Source organism: Candidatus Kuenenia sp. (assembly GCF_039794105.1).
In the GTDB taxonomy this organism is placed as follows: Bacteria; Planctomycetota; Brocadiia; order Brocadiales; family Brocadiaceae; genus Kuenenia.
This window is the reverse complement of record NZ_JBDIWA010000008.1, coordinates 93212-114048: the sequence shown is the minus strand read 5'-3', so window position 1 is coordinate 114048 and position 20837 is coordinate 93212. Positions and strand designations below refer to the sequence as shown.

Here is a 20837-nt window from a genome sequence, read left to right as displayed (position 1 = left end):
TTTCCGTACTAAGGACGGAAAAAGTCTTTAACCTTTTTAAACCCCGGGAGCGATTTTTTAATGGTTTCCTTCTTAACACAGAAGGCGATTCTGATATACCCACTTCTTCCGAAACTTTTTCCTGGAAGCACCAGGACGCCTTCTTTCGCCAGTTCCTGCGTAAATACAAGGTCATCTCCGGGAGTTTCGGCAAATATATAATAAGCCCCCATTGGCCGTGTAAATGAATAACCAAAATCCTGCAGGGCATTACAAAACATATCTCTTCTTTCCTGATATTCCGCCCTGTCAACACAAACACCCTGAAGATTTGTAACGACATGTTGCATAAGGACCGGGGCGCTCAGATACCCAAGAACGCGGTTTGCAAAGGTCAATGCCTCCATAAGTTCTCCGGAATTTTTAATAGCAGGATGGACGGCGGCATACCCTATCCTTTCCCCAGGAATCGAAAGCGGTTTGGAATATGAGGCCGCAAAAATGGTATTTGAATAGATGTTAAAAATGTCAGGAATCTTATTGCCATCGTAAACGATGTCCTGATACGCCGCATCATAAATCAAAAAAATATCGTTTCCAAACTGCCGGTTTTTCTCGTTCAGAAGCCTTGCGGCGGATTTCAAACTTTCATCAGAGTAAATCATCCCGGACGGGTTATTCGGCGAGTTTATGATAATTGCCTTCGTACGGGGTGTTGTCTTTGCTGCTATAGCATCAATGTTTAAGGTAAAATCCGCATTTGTTTCTACCACGCAACAAACTCCACCGTGGTTATCTATATAATAGGGATATTCCAAATATAGCGGTGACAAAACAATGACTTCATCACCAGGATTCAAAATCGCTTTCAAAATAATATTTAATGCACCGGCGCCGCCAGCGGTCATAATTACATGCTGCGCAGTGAAAGGAAGTCCTCTCTCTTTTGACAGCGTTTTAGCGATTGCCTCCCGCGCATGAACGTGTCCTGCCAAAGCCGAATAGCCATGCATTTCCGGAAAGGGATTATTTGCAGCCCTCTTCAATTCCTCAACAAACTCTAAAGGGGGTTCTATCTTCGGATTTCCCAGTCTAAAGTCATACACTTCTTTCTCTTTAGAAACAACCTGAGAACGATCCTCAAAGATATTCACAATCCAGGACGAAGCGGCTATTCCTTCTTTTACCTTAATAGATATTGACATACAATTCCTTTCGTACGAAATGTTTTTTTAAGTACACTGATTTTGCATGATATCCGGAAATTAATTGTAGTTTTCGGAGTAGTCGTAATTGTCTTTGCTCCTCTTGTCTCATCCGGGAATCTCTAATATTTTGCAACTATTCAGTGTAATCTATTAAACTACCGAAGCACAACTCGTTTCCAAATTCATGTTTGGGAACGTAATGGCACTGGAAACTACATTCGCGGGTTCAGGTTTGCAAACCAATGTCATTAAGTTAAGCAACCTGAACCCGCCGGGATTACCTATAAGCTCCATAGGAACGGCCTGTCTCTTGTAAATCCATATTAAACAGGTCTGCCTGAATACGGACAGGCCGTTCCTACGGAGCTATTTACCCTATTAAATTTTATTGCGCTACAAACAGACCGCCCCTAACGGGGCTACATGGTATTTTTTCTATCCCATGAATTTTTCAAAAAGCTAAAATGTTACTTATTTTCCAGTGTCATCTTTTTTGGTCGAATATCAAAAATGGTCATGGGCCCATGAGGATAAATCCCCCCGCTTACCATGCCTTTCATATTGTGGTCGTGAGCAATGCTGATACCTGGTCCTTGATTACACGACAGACATTTTCTTTTTGAAGAAAAATCAGGGATTTTGTAAAGAATATCATATCTTTCACCAGATCCAATAAGCAAGGTATCTTTTTCGTAGGCAAAAGGAAACTTCCTGCCGTCAGTACCTATTACCAAACCGTGAAAACCGTGCGGATGCCAGGCAAAAATATGTTCATACCCTAAGGCCAATAATCTGATCAAAACAGTTTCCCCATCATATGCAACGATTCTTGTTTTGGGGTCATTTATGGTCGACAGCGGATGCGCCAGGTTATCCATGAAAATTCTTCCGTTGAGCATAAAATAGTTCGAATTCCAATCCAGGCCCCTTCTGATATCACCTACTTCCCTGAGCGTCTCCATATATTCGCTATCCACTTCACTCATAAAAAGGGTATATTCCCTGTCAAATGTATATCCATAAATTTCATTCGGTTTTTTTTCTACTATGAGGGGAAAATACATTCCACCCAAAATATGGTTTGTGGAATCCACATGACAATGCCCCATATACGTACCTTCGATATCTTCCGGAATGGTTAACAAGTACCGGTATATTTCTCCGGGAAAAACGGAAGGATACGGTAAATTCGGTACACCATCAAGGGCGGGAATTAAATCCAGGCCGTGAAAATGTATCGTGTGAGCTACATGATTAATGCCTGAGTGTTCTTCCGTTTCATACCATCCGGCATTATGCAAAACAACAACATAATTCCTGCCTGACGTTAAACGTATCTCATCACCCGGAACTTTGAGTGGCAATAATTTTGCATATCTTTCATCCTTCGTTTTTATTTCACCCACATCGGCAAAGTCTTTTGCATGCGTGAATCCCCAGAAATATATCATTTCTCCATCTGCCATTTCCTGATAGCCGTCTGTAACATAAAGATGAAATTCTTTTTCTATCTGCCCTTTTATATTTAATTCAAGAATGCCCTTTTCAACTTCTTCTTTTCCCGGGATTATTTTTTCTTCAGCATGTGCTGCTATGGCAAGGCTAACATACATAACACAGAAAAAAGACCATACTAAATGTATTTTTTTCATAGAGGACCTCATTGATAAGAGAATTTTTTATACGGATTGTTATTCTGTTTTTCAACAACGAAAGACCTTCTCTTTATAAACCTGAACACAATCCCTGAGAAAAACTTTGCTCAATGCAAATACTTTATTATCATACCATTATTATAGCAGAATCTTTGGCATTATACTAAAGTGTTACAAAAGATTAGACTATCAGCATCAAATCTGGTAGATTCCGTTAAATCAGATGAAGCGCAGATATCAAAGACACAACCCAATCTGTACACAATTATTATTGCAGATGTTGGTTTACAAATTAAGAATTTAATTGTTAAAAGGACTTTTCTTGATTGACGAGATTAGAGTTTTGAAAATAGTTGTAAAAAGATTAGAGTCTGCTCGTATACCTTACATGATTACCGGTTCGATAGCAGCCAATTTTTATACAACTCCGAGGATGACCAGGGACATTGATATTGTTATAGAAGTTGAAGAAAAAGATGCCGAGACACTATTTTCCTTATTTTCAAGTGACTTTTATGTAGATAAAAATTCTATAAGAAATGCTATCCATAATAAACAAATATTCAATATTATTCACAGTGAAGGAATCGTCAAAGTTGACTTTATAATTAGGAAAGATACAAACTATCGAAACCTTGAATTTAAAAATAGACGAAGCATAGTTTTTGAAGGACAGAAGATTTTTATTGTATCACCGGAAGACCTTATACTTTCAAAACTTTTTTGGGCAAGGGAAAGTTTATCAGAAATGCAGATCAGAGACGTAAACAATCTCTTTAAAACTATCCATAACCTGGATAGGGGTTATATTGAAAAATGGGTACACGAATTGGAACTAGATGAGGTATATAATGAGGTGAAGAAATGATTGATACATGCCCTTTTATAGAATCCCATTTTTTAGAAATGATGATGAAAAAGAGTGGGGAGGAGAGATTACGAATGGGTTTTTCAATGTTTGCCATGGCTCGCAGCCAGGTCGTGGCATCAATAAAGAGGGATAATCCGAATGCTCGTATAAATGATATTAAGAGAGGAATATTTCTCCGTTTTTACGGACAGGATTTTTCTCTTGAAGAGCAAGAGAAAATCCTGAACAAATTGTTATTAAAATGAAAATAAAATTATCAAACTGGATGATAAACTCCGTTTCCCGGCAAAATTGTGTTTCCAAACAGATGCTTCGATCGCCTTGCACATGGTTTGTGTGGGAACAAGCAGCGGCAGATAATTTACATCCATCGTTTTTTCCGGAAATACACAACCATCGTTGTCCCGATAATACCCATTGCCGTTAAAACGGCAAAATACCCCCAACGCCATTCTACTTCTGGAAGATATTTAAAATTCATTCCGTAAATGCCTGCAATGAAAGTGAGAGGCATGAATATTGTAGCGATAATGGTTAATACCTTCACCACTTCGTTCACCTTGTTGCTCACGCTTGAAAGATAAATATCAAGCATTCCTGTCGCCATGTCGCGAAATGTTTCAATGGTATCAATAATATGTATGGTATGATCGTACACATCTCCCAGATAAACGTAGGTAGCACTTTGTATAAGAGGCAGTTCCCCCTTGTCTATAGTATTAATAACCTCCCTCAGCGGCCAGATAGATTTCCGCAGAAACAATATCTCGCTCTTAACGGTGTGAATCTTTCGAAGGGTTTCCATGGAAGGCCTTGTAATTAATTCTTCTTCTACGGACTCGATGTATTCCCCCAGCTTTTCTAACACAACGAAATAACCGTCTACAATAGCATCAAGGAGCATATACACCAGATAATCTGCGCCCATTTTCTTTATGCGTCCCTTGCCATTTTTAATCCGGTCTCTGATAGGAGTGAAAACATTGCTTTCGTTTTCCTGAAAAGAAATAACATAATTTTGGCCCAGGATTAAACTTATTTGCTCAGCCTCAATCCGTTTATTGTCTTCGTTTAAAACAAGCGTTTTCAGAACGATGAAGATATAGTCTTCAAAATCTTCCATTTTTGGACGATGGTCTGTGTTCATTATGTCTTCCAACAATAACGGGTGTATATTTGCAAGTTTTCCAATATTCTCAATATTTTCAATACTATGAATACCGCAGATATTGATCCACGTTGTCATTTGGTCGTTTTTCAGCGGAAAGCATTCTATAATGTCCGGTATTTCCCTTTCGAGGTAGCTTGTCCCGCTGTATTCTATGGCAGATATTTTTACCTTCGCTAATTTCTTCTCGCCAATATGAATAAGAGATCCCGGGGGCAAACCTGTTTTTTTCGATCTGCTTTTAAATAATCTGGGCATGAAACTATCCTCCTTTACGGATAAAACGTGGTAGTCCGGCAGGGGCGGGTTTAAAACCTGTCTCAACCTGGAAAAACCATGGAAGTGTTTATAACTGTGATGGCATAGTTTCAGATGGTAATAACTTCCATGCGAAGCGGTGCACAAGTGTCGGTGTTCATCTGTTTCTTAATGGCATCAACAAAGCCGAGCGCCGTTTCTTCCTCGCCGTGTATCACGAAAATACGTCTGGGCTTTCTTTTGAATTTATTGAGCCAGTCCATAAGACCTTCCTGGTCAGCGTGCGCAGAAAGACCTCCAATCGTATAAATCTTCGCTTTTACGGCAATTTCTTCACCAAAGAGTTTTACCATAGTGGCGCCTTCTACTATCCTTCTTCCCAGCGTGCCATATGCCTGGAATCCCACAAAGATAACGCTGCATTCCGGGCGCCACAAATTGTGTTTTAAATGGTGGCGAATTCTGCCTGCATTACACATCCCGCTGGCGGAAATGATAATCGCACCGCTTTTTATCTTGTTTAATTCCATGGATTCTTCCACGGCCTCCGTAAATTTTAACGAGAGATTGCTCCCGGAAAATTTCCCTTCCCTGATAAGTTCAAGGGTTTCATCATCAAGGCATTCCGGATGATTTAATGTAATCCTGGTGGCGCGTATTGCCATTGGGCTGTCAACAAAGACCCGGAGATGGTCTAATCTTCCCTCTATCGATAATTTTTTCAAAAGATAAAGGATGTTTTGCGTTCGCCCAACGGCAAATGCAGGGATAATTATATTCCCATCCCTTTCCAATGACTCTGTTACCGCTTGTCTGAATTCTTCGGTTGTCTCGCGTATTCCTTTGTGCCTTCGGTTGGCGTAAGTGGATTCTATAAATACATAATCCCCTTCCTCTATGGGAGTAGGGTCACTTACAACAGGTATGTTTTTTTGCCCGAGATCGCCTGAGAAAACAAGCTTTTTTTCTCCGGAGGCATCTTCGTTTACCCACAACTCAACAATCGCAGACCCTAAAATATGCCCTGCATTCTGAAATCGCACCTTTATCCCGTCCCCGATTTCCTCTATTGTGCCATACTCTATTCCTTGAAAATAATCAAGACTGTCGGCCGCTTCATCGGCAGTGTATAAGGGTGTTAATAAAGGCTTTCCTGCCCTGACCCGTTTCTTATTGTCCCATTCTGTATCACGTTCTTGTATATAAGCTGAGTCCATAAGCATGATACGGCACAATTCAACCGTTGCGTTTGTGGCAAGTATTTTCCCTTTAAAACCATCTCTCACCAGTTTTGGAATGAGTCCGGAATGATCAAGGTGGGCATGAGTTAACAAAAGATAGTGTATCCCGGATGGGTCGAAGGGAAAAGAGTCGGCGTTCCGTTCTTCATTTTCTTTTGACCCCTGAAAAAAACCGCAGTCAATGAGCAGATTTGCCCCTTTCGTTTGGAGGTAAAAGCAAGAGCCGGTAACCATTCTTGCCGCGCCGATAAAGGTTATCCTCATTTTTTTATTCCCTTTCTCATCTGGTTTGAAAATTCAAAATTAAGGCAGCAGTTAAACTTTTTGGGAAAATGTTACAAGATGGCTTCTGGTCGCTGGAACGATGTGCCTGCCTCCAGGTTGAACCGGCAGAAATTCATGTATTTTCGTGTTGGGTGTGCCTGAGATGCTTTTTACAATACAGAATCACCCGCAATGTAATTATGTAGGCAATACCCCCTGCAACAGCGCCTACAATTATTCCGCCGATCGTGAGGGGAATGAAAATATTTCTCCAGAGAGTCATGATTGTTTTCAACCGGTCATAGAAATGCCATACTTCCCCTTTATCCAATGCATGGTCAGTTTTCATTAAAATTTCTTTGACTTTAAAGAGCGGAGGGCCGCTCCAGAAAAGGTTGCCCACCCAGTAAGTAAACCCATAGACAAATGGAAAGGTTATGGGATTTGTTGTCCACACAAAGATAATAGCCGCAGGCCGGTTGGCATTGCAGATCGACGAGAGAAAGGCGGCGATAAAAATTTGTAGTCCGATAGTCGGCGTCACAGCAACAAATATCCCGATGGCAACGCCAAGGGCGATCGCCCTTGACGAACTGCGTAATTTAACCAGCCCGCGAAGATAGGAATATATTTTCTCCTGCAGGCGTTTTGGGGTATATTTATTATTTATTAAAAAGTTCACGGTTATTGCTTTACGGTATCGAGATTGAAATCCAATCGTTCCTATAGAAATTTTGCTTTATTGTTATCATGCTTGTTTGGTTTCGGCTTGTCCGGATTAAGGGATGGAGTGCAAGGTAAGGCACTAAATATGGTAAGAAAATATCATGTTACCGTTCATTTCTCAACTTAATTTTTTGTTACTTTTATTGAAATCAGGGATTCTTTGACTATCTTTACCATGAAACTTCGGGATGATACGAAATGCGTGTAAAAAAAGGTTTTTTTAAAGTGGAATACCACTGTAAAAGGACAGGAAAGCGTATGGTCTGAGGGGAAAAACCTGTCATTATTTCCATTTTCTCTCAAATATCTCGATATCTTTCTTATCGCCCAAAATAATAAAAACATCGCCTTCTTCAATTTTATAATTTGTGGTGGGCAGCACTTTTATTTCTTTTTCTTTTGCCTCTTCTGCCTTTTCCATAGTTTCAACAATCTTCCTCTTTATAATCACAACGTTAACCCCAAATTTATTCTTTACATCCCATACGTTTATCGTGCTGCCAATCCATTCTTTTTTCGCCTCAATTTCTGCAAGTGTATAATCTGCGCCCAGTTCCAGGTATTCCAATGTGCCTGGAGATAAAACACTGTTTGCTACGCGAACGCCCATATCTTCTTCGGGGAATATTACGCGTGTGGCGCCCACCATTTTTAATATCTGTGCGTGAAGCGATGTACACGCGCGGGAAATGATCTCATTTATGCCTATATTTTTGACCAGTGCCGTGGTAAGGATGCTCGATTCAATGTTTTCGCCAATGCTGATTATCGCCACATCTGCATCCTTAATGCCGCTGGCTATAAGCGCCTCCTCATTGGCACTATCTATCTGAATTGCCTTGGTAACAAAATCGCTTATTTTTTCCACTAAATCCTGCCGCCGGTCAATCGCAATCACCGATGCTCCTTTTTTAGCCAATACTTCTGCCACCTTGAAGCCAAACCTTCCCAGTCCAATTATCGCAAATTGTCTCATGCCTTTATTACTCCTTTAAAATTATCATTTATTAGCCAACCATAAAAGTCCCTTGCGGGTATTTAATGGAAACTGTTTTTTTCCTGCCCCAAACGGAATATCCTATGACGAGCGGGCCTATCCTCCCAATAAGCATTGTGGCGCAAATAATGAATTTGCCGGCGACGCTCAGCGAAGGAGTAATTCCTGTGGAAAGCCCTACAGTGCCAAAGGCAGAAAAGGTTTCATACACAATATCAATATAAGAAGACTTTTCAGTTGCAGAAAGAATTAATATATCCGTAATGATCACGAGCATTGCCAGGGTACAGATAGCAAATGCCTTTGCCCTGATTTTTGCTGATATACGTTTATTAAACAATATGGGTTCTTCTTTCATTGAAACAACCGAAAAAATGGACGCAATCAGGACGCCAAAAGTAGTAGATTTAACGCCTCCCCCGGTGCCTCCGGCGGGTGCGCCTATGTACATCAGCATAAGCATCGTAGTCAATGACGAGATTTTCATCATGCCGGTATTTACCGTGTTGAAGCCCGTTGTTGTTGAAGTAGAAATTGCCTGAAACAATGTCGCCAACACCCTGTCTTTAAACGTAGGAAACGGGGAATGCCATTCAAAAAGAAAAATCAAAATCCACCCGGAAAATATGAGAATCGGCATCATAACCATTACCAGCCTCGTATGGACCGAAATCTTTCGCAGCATCTCACCTTCCGGCGCTTTCACAAAAAATGTATGATAAATATCATAGATCACCGGAAACCCAATACTGCCGGCAATACACAGGCCATTGATGACGCAGTTAAAATAAATGCTGTTGCCGTATGTACAAAAATTATCCGGAAATAAACAAAAGCCGGCAGTGCAAAAGGCGGAAACAGAATGAAATATGCCCAGATACACCGCCTCTTTTAAAGGGAATTCCTTCATCCAAAAGAGGGTCAGAAATACCGCACCGGAAAATTCAAATACAAAGGTAATGAGGCAAATAATTTTACTAAACCTTAAAACATCTTCATAAGGATGCGAACTAAAGGATTCTTCTAAAACTATTCTGCCGCCTAAAGATAATCGAATGCCAAGCCCGTACATTACCAGAACAATAAAGATCATATATCCCAGCCCGCCAATTTGAAAAAGCACAAGGATTACCGTCTGGCCAAAAAGAGTATAAAATTTCCCTATATCTACAACGCTCAAACCGGTGGTGGAAATTGCTGAGGTAGCGACAAAAAAAGCGTCTGCCGCTGATTGCGGTTCCCCTGAAGTCGAAGCGGCAGGGTGGGCTAAAAGAAAGGCGCCGATTATGATAATAAAAACAAAGCCAAAAAGTATAACACGATAGGGATTTGATTTAAAATAACTCATTTTTTGTGAAAACAGGCGGATTGTTAAATCGATTTGCTCAAATCATATCAAAATACACGTTCATATAAATATTCTGCGTGCCACAATATATATTACAGGCAGGAGAAAATGATACACTATTCTGGATGCTTTTTCTTTTATAGTCAATTAAATTAGGTTTGGTTTTTTTAAAGACGAAAACCCAACGGCATTCATTTTCCCCCACCCCTGCCCCTCAAGAGGGGAATTATCAAATTCCCCTCTTGAGGGGCAGGGGTGGGTTTGTTTATTGTTTAAGCAAAAATATTGAAATGCCTATACAGCAAATTGCGTTTTTGGGAAATAAATGCTTTTAAGCATAATTTAAGTGGTTTTTGTGGGGTAGTCTCTGTAAGATTTTGGAGGGCAATATAGTATTACCCTGGAAAAAACTTCTTTTTTTGTAAGTTTTTCTTCGTACTACTACTACTATTCATCAACTTCTTGTTTTTAATGCTCATTTTTCAAAATGCATAACAGCCCTTCGGAGTGAGAGATAAAGTGAAAGTGAGATTTTCACTCTGGCTTTATCTTTCACTCCGAAGGGCTGTTTCGTGGTTAAACTCTTTGTTTGTTTTATATTATATCTATGGTAAAAGACGATATCCCACTTAAATGTTTTCATTGTGGTAAAACGCACCATATGGAAGAATTTTGTAAAGACAGCACACTACAATGCTCCCGCTGCGGTAAGCAGATATCTCCGTTGGTATTTGATGAAGTATGTGAGACGGATACCAGGGGGTTCTCTGCATTGCTTGGGTTCTTTGCCATTGCTTCGCTTTTGGGGGCATTGGGCAGTGTTATGGTGATGCATGGCTGGAATATATGGGTGGTATTATCTATGGTGGGCGGACTGCTCTTTTTTGTTGGCAAGGTGTTCATTATCAAATATAAAATAGTCGATGCGGAAGAATATTTTTTTGGCAAGGTAGTAAATGAAGAACCGCACGACAAGGGCTTAACACATTTCGAACAACTGGCGCTGGATGCAATAAAGGAATTGCCGCAAAACATAAAAACCCGCCTGGAAAATGTTTCTATCGTTGTGGAAGACAGACCCAATGCCTCTATACTTGAAAAACTGAAGTTAAAGCCAAACAGGATGCTTCTCGGAGTTTTTCAGGGTATTCCCCTGAACAAAAAAAGTGTCTGGCATTCGGGCACATTGCCGGAAAAGATTACTCTTTTCCAGAAAAATATTGAATCCGTCTGCCATTCGGAAGAGGAGATTAAACAAAGAATTAAAAAAGTAGTTCGCCACGAAGTCGCCCATTACGTCGGATTTTCAGAAGAGGAAATAAGGCAATTGGGATATTAATCGTCCATGCGTTAACCCCATACTGAAGCATGGGTTAACGCATGGACGGATTTTCCCCAAAAACCAAAGTGTTACAATTTATAATTATTATATCATGTTAATGTAAGGAGAGATAATTATGGCGGAAACGCATTCATTTGACATTGTGTGCAAGGTCGAAATGCATGAGATAAAAAATGCTATCGACCAGGCGCAAAAACAAATAGCCGTAAGGTATGATTTCAAAGGAAGCAAGTCCTCGATTACATTAAATAAAGATGACACCATTACACTGTTTGCCGAGGATGATTATAAATTGTCTGCCTTAACGGAAATTTTAAAAGAAAAAATGGCGAAAAGGAATATCCCGCTAAAGGCCATCACCTTCGGCAAAACGGAAGACGCCGTTGGCGGAACGAAACGGCAGACGGTTACATTGCAAACGGGAATACCCACCGACAAGGCAAAGGAGATCGTTAAAGCTATAAAAAATTTAAAACTCAAGGTTCAGGCAAAAATACAAGAAGACCAGGTACGTGTTTCAGGACAAAAGATTGACGATCTCCAGTTGGTTATGAAGGAACTTAAAGACATGGACAATGACTTTGCAATGCAGTTTATAAACTATAAATAATGAAAGCTGATGTGAATTACCTTGAAAGCCTTGTAGATATTGGTATTCAAGGCAGTTAGTGTTTCCTGTTTGTAGCTTACTGCCGTACCTTTTATTGTGCCATTGCTAAATCGGCATCAGGTGTCTTACGCAGGACATGGTCCGTTAATGCTTCAATTGCCTTCTGCATATTGCTTAAATTGCTATGTGAATATTTCTGTAGCATGCTCAGGCTTGAATGACCTGTCATGCCTTGCACCGTTACTGCACCAATACCAAGCTCGCCTTGTAGAATGCTGGAAAAGGTATGTCTCAGATTATGGAAGGTAAAATCCTGAATACCTAAGCTCCTGAACAGGCTGCTGAAATGTGCGCTCCAATTAGTTACTACCGACGCTGTTATGTCTCTTGTCTCAAACAACCTGTCGCCGGATATGCTTTGCGGATTAGTTTCTTTATACCGCAACAACTCCCCGGCAAGGTAATCAGAAATTGGGATTGATACCAGCTTACCGGTCTTATGGCTGGACGATATAATTCTACTGGTGAGGTCTATATCAGCCCATGAAAGACCTAAAATACCGCCTAAACGTAACCCGGTAAAGAGTCCTACTAATACCATGAGACGGTCTTTACCTTGCAGTTTTTCAAGCAATAGGGTTATTTCAGGCTGAGACAATACACGGTCTCTGGTCTCTGTTACCTTCAGGCGCCTGACATCTTTGCAGGGATTCTCGCTTACGATCCCCGCTTTAATAGCTACCGTGTAAATATGAGACAGGATAGCAATATCAATATTTATACTGCTATCCTTGACCTTGTCCTCTTTTCTCTGCGTTCAATCCGATATTTCTCTATGATAAATGGCGTCAACTTATCCATGCTGTATTCCCCAAGATACCGTGTTAAAGCTTTCACGATCTGACATTTTAAGGCATAAGTATTTTTCTTATCATTCTTGCAGAAGTCCAGATAAGTCTTGCTGTATGCTGCCAGTGTTGGTATAGCCTTCTTCTTTGGCAGGGAAAGCTTGCCCCGCTCTCTATCGCTTATGAACATTGCCAAACGTCTCTCAGCATCCTTCTTGCTCCTGACATCCTTAAAGCTAAGCGATACCCATTTCTTGTAACACTTTAGTTTTTTGAAAAATTCCAACAATGTAGCGCGACGAGGTTCGTCGCATTGTTTTGAGTAGACCCTATTCCTTATCGTATATAGCCAGAAGTATCTGTTTTTCTAAAATTTAATATACAATCCAGGTATCAATAGATGGGTGGCACAGGCATCTTGCCTGTGCGGAATACAGGCAGGATGCCTGTACCACCCTTGCAATAAATTTTATTATTCATCTTCCAAAAACCTTATTTTTTTGACTATATCGCACTGTTTTTTTGGTGCGACGAACCTCGTCGCACTACAAATGATTATTTCCAGTTTCAAAAGACTAAAGTGTTACCATTTCTTGCTGTCGTCAAAAAATTCTACCATCCACCGCCCGCATGTACCTGATACACCATCAGGGACAATGCTTGCCCCTCTTTCCCTCACAGTCAATACCCGCCGTAACGACCTTGCCGCAACTGTCGCCCTCAGCCCGCTTACCCTTGCATTGTGGGAAATACTTTCTAAACCTTACACCCATAATCACCCCTGAAATAAAAAAGGCAACAAACACCCTTGAATGACGGTTCAAGAATGCCGTTGCCCCTGATTGCCTGTTTTACCTGTCTGCGCCTGCCTGTGCTGTGCGACAGCACGCAGACAGGTGCAACGCACAGGCAGGTCAGGCATATTCTCTATGGCGTCCGTCAACGCCAGTATTTGCGTACGTACTACCGTACTTTCAAATTATTGTCAATTCTATTTCTTATGTGTTCTTATCTGCTTTATTTAGTATTTATTTTTATTGGTGTATTTAGTAGAATGCTGCGTATGAAAAAGTATGAGAATTTAGCAAAAACGATTTACGATATCGGCAAGCTTTCTTTTGCTACATTAATTTTAGGTCAATTTGTATCGCATAAGTTCGGCCTGCTTGTTACGGTTTTTGGTATCCTGCTTACAGGTTCAGCTTTTTTTATAGCCTTTAAAATTGAAAACAGAAAGGATATAAACCAATGAACGAAACAAACCTCTTAGTAATCTTTGGTGTCGGGATAGTCGCCTTATGGGTGTTATATTTTTTCATTGCCAGAAAAGAAAAGCATTCTAAACATACCCACTAAAAACAAGGTGAAAACAATGGATAATCTTGTAATTTTCTTCATAATCATTTCCGTAATAGGCTTAATCGGTATTTTCCTTACCCTTCGTAAACGAAAACGCTCCCACTAAAGACACCCGCCATTTTATTAGTGTATTTGATAGAGTGTTGTGTATGAAAAGCAACCAAAGGGAAGATATAAAAAAACTGTTATACGATATAGTTAAACTTACGTATGTAAGTTTCATTATCGGCGGTGTAATCTCCCCAAAAGGTATTAATACCTTTCATGTAATTTTAGGTATCATTTTATCTGTTATTTTCTTTTCTGTGGGTTTTTGGTTTTCTAATAAGGATTAAACAAAATGGACTCCCTCAGCCTGTTTCTTATGCTTGCAATAGTGGTTGTTCTTATCGGCTTCGGCATTGCGTATTACCATGAACGTAAAAAGAAACACAGCCATTAAAACCGTCCCGGGTGACTTATACCGGCTTCTTTGAGGATTGTGGTTTTGCCCGTTCCCCCACGATGGGGAGAGAAGGGAAGTCGTGGGGAAGTCGTGGGGTCAAACCTAACCTATTGACAATAAAGTGTTTTTCACCAAAACGATCATACATTTAAGATTTTGATGGCTCTGTTTTGTCAGGCTTGACATTCCTTAACACTTTTTCATAGTAATCTTAACAGGGTTTAAGTGGATATAGCGCGAAAGCCCTAAAAGACAGGAATCCTTTTCAACAAGAATTGCCTTCTATCGTCCCTCACAGAGATATCCGGAGCAATTATACTATCGACTCTTTTGTCAATAGATAAGGTTTGACCCCATCGGTTCTCTCCATCGGTTCTCTTGCATCCCCCCGTCAAAGAACCAAAGTACCAAAGTATCTATTGTCCTGCGCGAACCGGCCACACATAGAACGCATAGGTCTTATTGCCGTAGCGCACGTTGCCAACGCTCAGGTTCACGTACCACGCGTCCGCCGTATAGAACGAGAAAGTAGTACCCGACCAGTAATAGAACGACTGCACGCCGCTAAAGGGATCACCCTCGGTCCATTTGCCTGTTCCCACCGTATTTGGCAATGCAGGGTTATAGACCCCGTAATGTATGAGGCTTTGCAGCTCCTTCACATTTGGCAGACGCCAATCCCCCGCAGCAGAACCGTCCGTAAGGCCTGCTGAGCCATTGGCAAGGGTATTACAGTATAATAAGGCATTTTCCCAGGTTTTTTGACCGGCGGCGTTGGCATTTTTCAACCAAATCAATCCGGTAAGGTTGTCCGTTACGGTGCCGTTGCCATTATCTGTGAAACGCGGGTTTGGCCATGCGACGCCTTTCTGCAAATCCCCGTCCTCCCCGCCTGTCGCTGAATAAGAAGTGGTCTGCCCGGTCTTCGGTACGCCGACAGAGGAACCAGATGAGGCTGATCCATCAATGCCGAATACATTCACACCGCTTTTGATGTTAGCCGCAACAAGGTCGGCGTCCACCGTGGCAAGGTCTGTGGCATTGTAGTAACCGGCGCTTACCGTTGTGGTTCCATTAGATAATGTCTGCGTCGCTATGTTCCCTGTCACCGTACCCCCGCTAACATACGCTATTTTCCCGCTCAATATATCGCTGGAAACTGCATTCCCGCCGCCGGTCTCCACCACCGTTGATGAACCCGATACTCCAAATATGGTCACTCCACTCTTTATGTTGCCCGTTACAAGGTCGGCGTCCCCTGCACTCAGGGTCGTTGCCTCATAGTAGCCGGCGCTTACGGTGGTTGTTCCGCTGGGAGATGCCGGAGAGTCGAGCGACCCGGAGTAGGCCATGACAGGCGCAAGTGTTATCAACATAATAACTGCGGCACAAAAACGGGATACAAACATGTCAAATCCTCCTGAAAATGATTTACGAATTAAAATCATGGATTAATAAAAAAAAGGAACCACAGATTTCACGTAACACTTTAGTTTTTTGAAAAATCCCAGCAATCGGGATTCTAAGCCCACGAAATTCATGTAGTGCGACGAGGTTCGTCGCACCAAAGAAAATTGTGCGATAAGGAATAGGGTCTACTCAAAACAATGCGACGAACCTCGTCGCACTACAGGGGAAGTCGTGGGGTCAAACCTAACCTATTGACAATAAAGTGTTTTTCACCAAAACGATCATACATTTAAGATTTTGATGGCTCTGTTTTGTCAGGCTTGACATTCCTTAACACTTTTTCATAGTAATCTTAACAGGGTTTAATTGGATATAACGCGAAAGCCCTAAAAGACAGGAATCCTTTTCAACAAGAATTGCCTTCTATCGTCCCTCACAGAGATATCCGGAGCAATTATACTATCGACTCTTTTGTCAATAGATAAGGTTTGACCCCATCTTGATTGCGCTTCTTATAATTATTGTGAAGGGAATTTGGAACCGATTTTTCATCCAGCAAGAGACTATATTTAGTAAATAAAGCGGCAGGGATATTGAGCATGAATACTTATCCTGTTTCCTGATATCAATCAATTTGTAATGTTAACCAGTTAGAATTATAGTAGTGAGAATTTTATATGTCAATATTTGTGTCAATTATTCTTTGACTTATGCTGTACTGTTTGTCAAACTAAAGAAAACTTGTTAATAATATAGTTAGGCGCCACAGATGAGGCCCGCAGAATACGAGCCTAAAACTCATCAAAGGAGAGAACTATGCCAATGATTAACTGCCCAGACTGTAACAAAGAGATGAGCGATTCCGCTCCAGCCTGCCCAAATTGTGGGAGGCCTAATGCAAACGTTCCAACAGAAAAGAGGTCCGTCGGTGTCTTACTTGGGGTGGGTATAGTTCTTATACCACTAATATTCTCCTGGTTTACTTTACGTAAAGGGCATTCTGTTTTTGCAAGGGTCTTGTCATTTTCTTGGTTGGTTCTGTCCATTGCTATAATTAGCGCTCCAGTTGGTGTTGAAAATAGAGTCACATCAACGTCAAATAGTGTTCCTGTAGAAGCAAAGACTGAACAAGTCTTGCAAGCGGAAAGTCTGACGGGGCCGCAAAAAAATGCGGTTAGATCTGCGAAACAGTACCTCAGCATGCAGGGCTTTTCACGGGATGGACTTATTCAGCAACTTTCATCAGATTATGGGGACGGTTATAAGGTTGCTGATGCAACCGTAGCAGTGGATAGCCTGAACATTGATTGGAATAAGCAAGCGGTTCGGTCTGCGAAGCAGTACCTAAGCATGCGGGGATTCTCGTGCGAGGGCCTGATTCAACAACTTTCATCGAGTGCCGGAGGCAAATACACCGTGAGCCAAGCAACCTACGGAGCACAGCAAGCAGGTGCTTGTGAATAGGCCGATGTGAGCGGCCGGACAGATAGGTAACGGACGAGCGCCTAACGCCCAGCATGCAACGGACGGCGCTGTGCGCCGCCGCTGATGCTGGGCGTTAGTCACAAATAACCATGAGTACATTGAAAGCGATAGAAACACAATACAACGGATATAGGTTTCGTTCCCGACTGGAGGCGCGCTGGGCCGTATTCTTCGATACATACGGCATTGACTACGAATATGAGCTTGAGGGTTTTGAGCTTGGTAATGGTCTGCGGTATTTGCCAGATTTTTACATTCCATCACTAGGCATCTATGTAGAAATAAAACCCAATAGAAACTTTTCCTTGAAAGAGTTAAAGAAAATTGATTCTTTTGCGCTTGGCGGGGACAAGCATCTTTTGCTTGTGATGGGCACACCAACAAATGAAGAAATGGTTCTGATCAATAGATGTAGTGTTGCGCCACTTGATGAATATATTGATGAAAACGAATATGGGTTATCTGATGAAGAAATTGTAGCGGAATATATTGGTAACGCCGTAGATTTTTCGCATGTCGAATTCAATCGAAACCCAATCAATAATTCATTAACCTTGTCTTATAAGCATCGTTGCCCGCCGGATGAGGTATCTTTCAAGGAAAGCCTTTTAAAGGCAAAGCAATCCAGATTTGAACATGGCGAGTCAGGGAAAAGTGGCTAACATGGCGCTCGTTCGGACGCAAACTACGCTGCGCTTCGTTTGCGCCGCACAGCTTGGTCGTTATGTGTAATTTGCAAACGACTTGACAACTATAATGGACCCCATTATATAATGACCCATGATAAAAACCTTCAAGTCTACTGGAACTGAGGATATTTTTGATGGTATCGTCTCTCGAGCAGCTCGAAGATGCTGCCCTCAATCAATTTGGCCGGTTGCTCGCCGGAAATTGGATCAAATCAACCGAATCCGCGAGATCAATGAACTTAAAGCGCCTCCGGGTAATCGCTTGGAACGTCTGAAAGGTGACCGGGAGCATCAATACAGTATCCGCATTAATCAACAATACAGAATTTGTTTTATATGGGAGGAAGGCCATGCCTACGAGATCGAAATCACAGATTACCACTGATGTTGGGAGACGGCTTCCTCGGAATCGTCCCCCGACACATCCCGGGGAGATGCTTTTCGAGGAATTCGTCAAACCGCTTGACCTTACACAAGCAGAACTCGCTCGACGCCTGGGGGTTTCTTACCCTCGTCTTAACGAAATTATCAAGGGCAGACGTTCGGTAACTCCGGATACGGCATTGCGGCTGTCGCATATTTTAGGAATGTCTGCCGATTTCTGGCTGGGCTTGCAGCAGGATTGGGATCTTTGGCATGCAATGAACAGCCCTGAAGCAAAACAGATTAAGCGCCTGAAGCCAATTACAAGAGATCGACATTCTTTTACATAACCATTTTCTGCACTTGACAGGTGTTCCGCTGTCGCTCCACACCTGCAAGTGAGAAATACGTTCGCCATGACGAAATCTAATACCTGAAGGAGTTGAAACATGGAGTCGTGGGGTCAAGATATAACGCGAAAGCCCTAAAAGACAGGAATCCTTTTCAACAAGAATTGCCTTCTATCGTCCCTCACAGAGATATCCGGAGCAATTATGCTATCGACTCTTTTGTCAATAGATAAGGTTTGACCCCATCTTGACCCTTTTTCTCTTTTTTGATTGATTTCTTTTTCTCCTAAGCTATATTATCTATGAAGTAAAATTATAAGGTAATTTTTTACATAATAATTTAACCTGATAATAGTACTTTTATCAGGTTATCAGGGCAATTGATTGTGATAATCAATGGTTATACGCTATGAATCCACATGAATGGCTAAACATAAGAGCACCGGGATTCGGTGACCTCTCAGAGCAAGAGAGGTCCGCAATCATGTATTTTTCTTTGCTTTGGAGCTTTTTCGAAGCAAAGGCTTTACACACAAACGCATCTTCAAAGCGCATCCTAGCGCTCGTCCATGAGTGGGCCGCGCAAAATCGATTGAATGTTGCTCCTTTTTCTCAAAGTCTCGGTTATTTCAGGAATAGGTATTTCAATGGCGGTGAGTTCGCGGAGCTCTTTCGAGGGTTGAACCTTCGCACTAGTGACAGTCCCGAACTAGTAAAGGCCGTGCTTCGAGGAGAGAACACAAACGATGCCGATTGCGTGGCGGCACTTCTCATCATTGTCTACCGCCTACGGAACAATCTATTTCATGGTGTGAAGTGGGCATATGGCATTCGCGACCAGCTCGGCAACTTCACAAACGCAAACAATGCAATCATGGCGGCCCTAGAAACACATGGTCATCTATTATAGTCCGCGTATAACACGTCGCTCAAGCCGACTCGCTACGTCGGCGCTTCGCGCCGCCTTCGCTCGCGGTTTAGCTCTGCGTTAGGAGCCGTAAATAAATAAAGGTAAAAAGAGTCGTGGGGTCAAACCTAACCTATTGACAATAAAGTGTTTTCCACCAAAACGATCATACATTTAAGATTTTGATGGCTCTGTTTTGTCAGGCTTGACATTCCTTAACACTTTTTCATAGTAATCTTAACAGGGTTTAAGTGGATATAACGCGAAAGCCCTAAAAGACAGGAATCCTTTTCAACAAGAATAGCCTTCTATCTTCCCTCACAGAGATATCCGGAGCGATTATGCTATCGACTCTTTTGTCAATAGATAAGGTTTGACCCCATCGGTTCACACTAAATTTTTCAAATAGGAGGGTTTAAAAATGCGCGTCACAATAGGAAAAAAGCTGTATTCAGAAACGATTGAAAAAGAAAAAGAGACTGCTAAAATCTCATTTTTTATCAAAGCCGGATTTATAACTTTACTTTTAACTGCTATTTTTTTGTTGGCAACTGTATTTCAAACAAAAGATTTGTCTAATAAATATGAGCAAGCGATGATTGCTCTAAAATCCGAAGATTGGGATAAAGCGATTCAATTATTTAGTGAAATTGAAAATAAAAGTGAAGATGTTATCAGAGAATATAAAGATACTTCTAAACGTCTTTGCGAAGCAAAATATGAAAAAGCTAAAGATTTGCTTGTTAGTGCAATGGATAATTACTCTAAAAATAATTTTTCGGCATCTGTAGACTCAACAGAAAAAGCTATTGCGTTATTGGACTATCAGTCATTGAACATATCAGCAACGCTTTTATTTCAGGCAAAAGAACTTTTAAAAAGACCTGATAATAAAAATATAATTGATAAACGAATTGTTGACAAACGAATTGCTGAGAATAATAAACGAATTGCTGAGAATAATGAACGACATGGGAAAGATAGCACTTTAGCATATTTAATAGCCCAAGATTTTATAAAAAAAACCTTGAAGTCTCCTTCGACTGCTGTCTTTCCTGGAAAATGGCATGAAGGTGTATATGTTGGGCATATAGGTAATTATACTTATGCAATTCGTGCGTATGTTGATTCACAAAACTCCTTTGGTGCAACATTACGTACTTATTATTATGCAGAGGTAAGATATGACGGGGATGCAGATTCTTGGTTTTTAGAAGATATTTCTTTTAATTAAGGAAGTCGTGGGGTCAAACCTAACCTATTGACAATAAAGTGTTTTCCACCAAAACGATCATACATTTAAGATTTTGATGG

Annotated in this window: 21 protein-coding genes and 1 pseudogene; 11 read left to right on the top strand and 11 right to left on the bottom strand. The window is 41.3% G+C overall.

Annotation, left to right across the window (positions count from 1 at the left end):
• Positions 1–8: 8 nt before the first annotated feature.
• Both ABJL82_RS06575 and ABJL82_RS06570 read right to left on the bottom strand, forming a co-directional pair.
• Positions 9–1184 carry a pyridoxal phosphate-dependent aminotransferase gene (locus ABJL82_RS06575; protein WP_347273933.1) on the bottom strand — a complete coding sequence of 392 codons (1176 nt, stop codon included), beginning with the start codon at positions 1182–1184 and terminating at the stop codon, positions 9–11.
• 470 nt (positions 1185–1654) lie between these two features.
• Positions 1655–2839 carry a multicopper oxidase domain-containing protein gene (locus ABJL82_RS06570; RefSeq protein ID WP_347273932.1) on the bottom strand — a complete coding sequence of 395 codons (1185 nt, stop codon included), beginning with the start codon at positions 2837–2839 and terminating at the stop codon, positions 1655–1657.
• A gap of 325 nt (positions 2840–3164) precedes the next feature.
• Here ABJL82_RS06570 and ABJL82_RS06565 point away from each other — a divergent pair, with 325 nt between their 5' ends.
• Both ABJL82_RS06565 and ABJL82_RS06560 read left to right on the top strand, forming a co-directional pair.
• A complete protein-coding gene (locus ABJL82_RS06565; protein ID WP_347273931.1) occupies positions 3165–3710 on the top strand; it encodes a hypothetical protein in 546 nt (181 codons plus the stop codon).
• Positions 3707–3958 (top strand): hypothetical protein, encoded by a 252-nt coding sequence (locus tag ABJL82_RS06560; RefSeq protein ID WP_347273930.1) that lies wholly within the window; start codon positions 3707–3709, stop codon positions 3956–3958. Before ABJL82_RS06565 ends, ABJL82_RS06560 begins: the two co-directional genes overlap by 4 nt.
• Positions 3959–4074: 116 nt before the next feature.
• Here ABJL82_RS06560 and corA read toward each other — a convergent pair whose 3' ends face one another.
• From corA to ABJL82_RS06535, 5 genes are all read right to left on the bottom strand, one after another.
• Positions 4075–5139: a magnesium/cobalt transporter CorA gene (gene corA / locus ABJL82_RS06555; RefSeq protein ID WP_347273929.1), complete on the bottom strand. Its 1065-nt coding sequence runs from the start codon at positions 5137–5139 to the stop codon at positions 4075–4077.
• A gap of 110 nt (positions 5140–5249) precedes the next feature.
• Entirely contained in the window at positions 5250–6644 is a 1395-nt protein-coding gene (locus ABJL82_RS06550; protein ID WP_347273928.1) for an MBL fold metallo-hydrolase, read from the bottom strand.
• Between the two features lie 133 nt (positions 6645–6777).
• Positions 6778–7326, bottom strand: a complete 549-nt coding sequence (locus ABJL82_RS06545; protein ID WP_347273927.1) for a DUF2062 domain-containing protein — start codon at positions 7324–7326, stop codon at positions 6778–6780.
• 327 nt (positions 7327–7653) lie between these two features.
• A complete protein-coding gene (locus tag ABJL82_RS06540; RefSeq protein ID WP_347273926.1) occupies positions 7654–8346 on the bottom strand; it encodes a TrkA family potassium uptake protein in 693 nt (230 codons plus the stop codon).
• Positions 8347–8377: 31 nt separating this feature from the next.
• A complete protein-coding gene (locus ABJL82_RS06535; RefSeq protein WP_347273925.1) occupies positions 8378–9715 on the bottom strand; it encodes a potassium transporter TrkG in 1338 nt (445 codons plus the stop codon).
• Between the two features lie 661 nt (positions 9716–10376).
• Between ABJL82_RS06535 and ABJL82_RS06530 the strand changes: the two genes are divergently transcribed.
• Both ABJL82_RS06530 and ABJL82_RS06525 read left to right on the top strand, forming a co-directional pair.
• Positions 10377–11054 (top strand): metallopeptidase family protein, encoded by a 678-nt coding sequence (locus ABJL82_RS06530; protein WP_347273924.1) that lies wholly within the window; start codon positions 10377–10379, stop codon positions 11052–11054.
• 118 nt (positions 11055–11172) lie between these two features.
• Positions 11173–11667, top strand: coding sequence for a YajQ family cyclic di-GMP-binding protein (locus tag ABJL82_RS06525; RefSeq protein WP_347273923.1), 495 nt, complete (start codon positions 11173–11175; stop codon positions 11665–11667).
• A 91-nt stretch (positions 11668–11758) separates the two neighbouring features.
• Here ABJL82_RS06525 and ABJL82_RS06520 read toward each other — a convergent pair whose 3' ends face one another.
• Positions 11759–12325 (bottom strand): site-specific integrase, encoded by a 567-nt coding sequence (locus ABJL82_RS06520; RefSeq protein WP_347273922.1) that lies wholly within the window; start codon positions 12323–12325, stop codon positions 11759–11761.
• A gap of 119 nt (positions 12326–12444) precedes the next feature.
• A complete protein-coding gene (locus tag ABJL82_RS06515) occupies positions 12445–12705 on the bottom strand; it encodes a hypothetical protein (RefSeq protein WP_347273921.1) in 261 nt (86 codons plus the stop codon).
• Between the two features lie 361 nt (positions 12706–13066).
• Between ABJL82_RS06515 and ABJL82_RS06510 the strand changes: the two genes are divergently transcribed.
• Together ABJL82_RS06510 and ABJL82_RS06505 are read left to right on the top strand one after the other, a co-directional pair.
• Positions 13067–13300, top strand: a complete 234-nt coding sequence (locus tag ABJL82_RS06510) for a hypothetical protein (RefSeq protein ID WP_347273920.1) — start codon at positions 13067–13069, stop codon at positions 13298–13300.
• Positions 13301–13323: 23 nt separating this feature from the next.
• The gene (locus tag ABJL82_RS06505; RefSeq protein ID WP_347273919.1) at positions 13324–13767 is read left to right on the top strand and encodes a hypothetical protein; all 444 of its coding nucleotides are present in this window, start codon (positions 13324–13326) and stop codon (positions 13765–13767) included.
• 762 nt (positions 13768–14529) lie between these two features.
• Here ABJL82_RS06505 and ABJL82_RS06500 read toward each other — a convergent pair.
• Together ABJL82_RS06500 and ABJL82_RS06495 are read right to left on the bottom strand one after the other, a co-directional pair.
• Positions 14530–14628 (bottom strand): annotated as a pseudogene (locus ABJL82_RS06500) (transposase); the annotation flags it as partial.
• A 107-nt stretch (positions 14629–14735) separates the two neighbouring features.
• The gene (locus ABJL82_RS06495) at positions 14736–15728 is read right to left on the bottom strand and encodes a DUF1566 domain-containing protein (protein WP_347273918.1); all 993 of its coding nucleotides are present in this window, start codon (positions 15726–15728) and stop codon (positions 14736–14738) included.
• 1135 nt (positions 15729–16863) lie between these two features.
• On the opposite strand from ABJL82_RS06495, the gene ABJL82_RS06490 reads away from it, so the two are divergent.
• The 5 genes from ABJL82_RS06490 to ABJL82_RS06470 all read left to right on the top strand — a co-directional run bounded on the left by ABJL82_RS06490 (position 16864) and on the right by ABJL82_RS06470 (position 20757).
• Positions 16864–17193: an Ltp family lipoprotein gene (locus ABJL82_RS06490; RefSeq protein WP_347273945.1), complete on the top strand. Its 330-nt coding sequence runs from the start codon at positions 16864–16866 to the stop codon at positions 17191–17193.
• Between the two features lie 110 nt (positions 17194–17303).
• Positions 17304–17876 (top strand): hypothetical protein, encoded by a 573-nt coding sequence (locus ABJL82_RS06485; RefSeq protein ID WP_347273917.1) that lies wholly within the window; start codon positions 17304–17306, stop codon positions 17874–17876.
• Between the two features lie 118 nt (positions 17877–17994).
• Entirely contained in the window at positions 17995–18288 is a 294-nt protein-coding gene (locus ABJL82_RS06480; protein WP_347273916.1) for a type II toxin-antitoxin system RelE/ParE family toxin, read from the top strand.
• On the top strand, positions 18254–18616 hold the full coding sequence (locus ABJL82_RS06475) for a HigA family addiction module antitoxin (protein ID WP_347273915.1): 363 nt from the start codon (positions 18254–18256) through the stop codon (positions 18614–18616). The genes ABJL82_RS06480 and ABJL82_RS06475 overlap by 35 nt, the downstream gene beginning before the upstream one ends.
• 1328 nt (positions 18617–19944) lie before the next feature.
• The gene (locus ABJL82_RS06470; RefSeq protein ID WP_347273914.1) at positions 19945–20757 is read left to right on the top strand and encodes a hypothetical protein; all 813 of its coding nucleotides are present in this window, start codon (positions 19945–19947) and stop codon (positions 20755–20757) included.
• Positions 20758–20837 lie beyond the last annotated feature (80 nt).

Bases quoted from the DNA above. Each gene is read 5' to 3' on its own strand.
- ABJL82_RS06550 (WP_347273928.1), bottom strand. From the start codon at position 6,644: ATGAGGATAACCTTTATCGGCGCGGCAAGAATGGTTACCGGCTCTTGC.
- ABJL82_RS06535 (WP_347273925.1), bottom strand. From the start codon at position 9,715: ATGAGTTATTTTAAATCAAATCCCTATCGTGTTATACTTTTTGGCTTT.
- ABJL82_RS06540 (WP_347273926.1), bottom strand. From the start codon at position 8,346: ATGAGACAATTTGCGATAATTGGACTGGGAAGGTTTGGCTTCAAGGTG.
- corA (WP_347273929.1), bottom strand. From the start codon at position 5,139: ATGCCCAGATTATTTAAAAGCAGATCGAAAAAAACAGGTTTGCCCCCG.
- ABJL82_RS06570 (WP_347273932.1), bottom strand. From the start codon at position 2,839: ATGAAAAAAATACATTTAGTATGGTCTTTTTTCTGTGTTATGTATGTT.
- ABJL82_RS06485 (WP_347273917.1), top strand. From the start codon at position 17,304: ATGAGTACATTGAAAGCGATAGAAACACAATACAACGGATATAGGTTT.
- ABJL82_RS06495 (WP_347273918.1), bottom strand. From the start codon at position 15,728: ATGTTTGTATCCCGTTTTTGTGCCGCAGTTATTATGTTGATAACACTT.
- ABJL82_RS06575 (WP_347273933.1), bottom strand. From the start codon at position 1,184: ATGTCAATATCTATTAAGGTAAAAGAAGGAATAGCCGCTTCGTCCTGG.
- ABJL82_RS06510 (WP_347273920.1), top strand. From the start codon at position 13,067: ATGATTATTTCCAGTTTCAAAAGACTAAAGTGTTACCATTTCTTGCTG.
- ABJL82_RS06525 (WP_347273923.1), top strand. From the start codon at position 11,173: ATGGCGGAAACGCATTCATTTGACATTGTGTGCAAGGTCGAAATGCAT.
- ABJL82_RS06515 (WP_347273921.1), bottom strand. From the start codon at position 12,705: ATGTTCATAAGCGATAGAGAGCGGGGCAAGCTTTCCCTGCCAAAGAAG.
- ABJL82_RS06560 (WP_347273930.1), top strand. From the start codon at position 3,707: ATGATTGATACATGCCCTTTTATAGAATCCCATTTTTTAGAAATGATG.
- ABJL82_RS06470 (WP_347273914.1), top strand. From the start codon at position 19,945: ATGCGCGTCACAATAGGAAAAAAGCTGTATTCAGAAACGATTGAAAAA.
- ABJL82_RS06480 (WP_347273916.1), top strand. From the start codon at position 17,995: ATGATAAAAACCTTCAAGTCTACTGGAACTGAGGATATTTTTGATGGT.
- ABJL82_RS06530 (WP_347273924.1), top strand. From the start codon at position 10,377: ATGGAAGAATTTTGTAAAGACAGCACACTACAATGCTCCCGCTGCGGT.
- ABJL82_RS06475 (WP_347273915.1), top strand. From the start codon at position 18,254: ATGCCTACGAGATCGAAATCACAGATTACCACTGATGTTGGGAGACGG.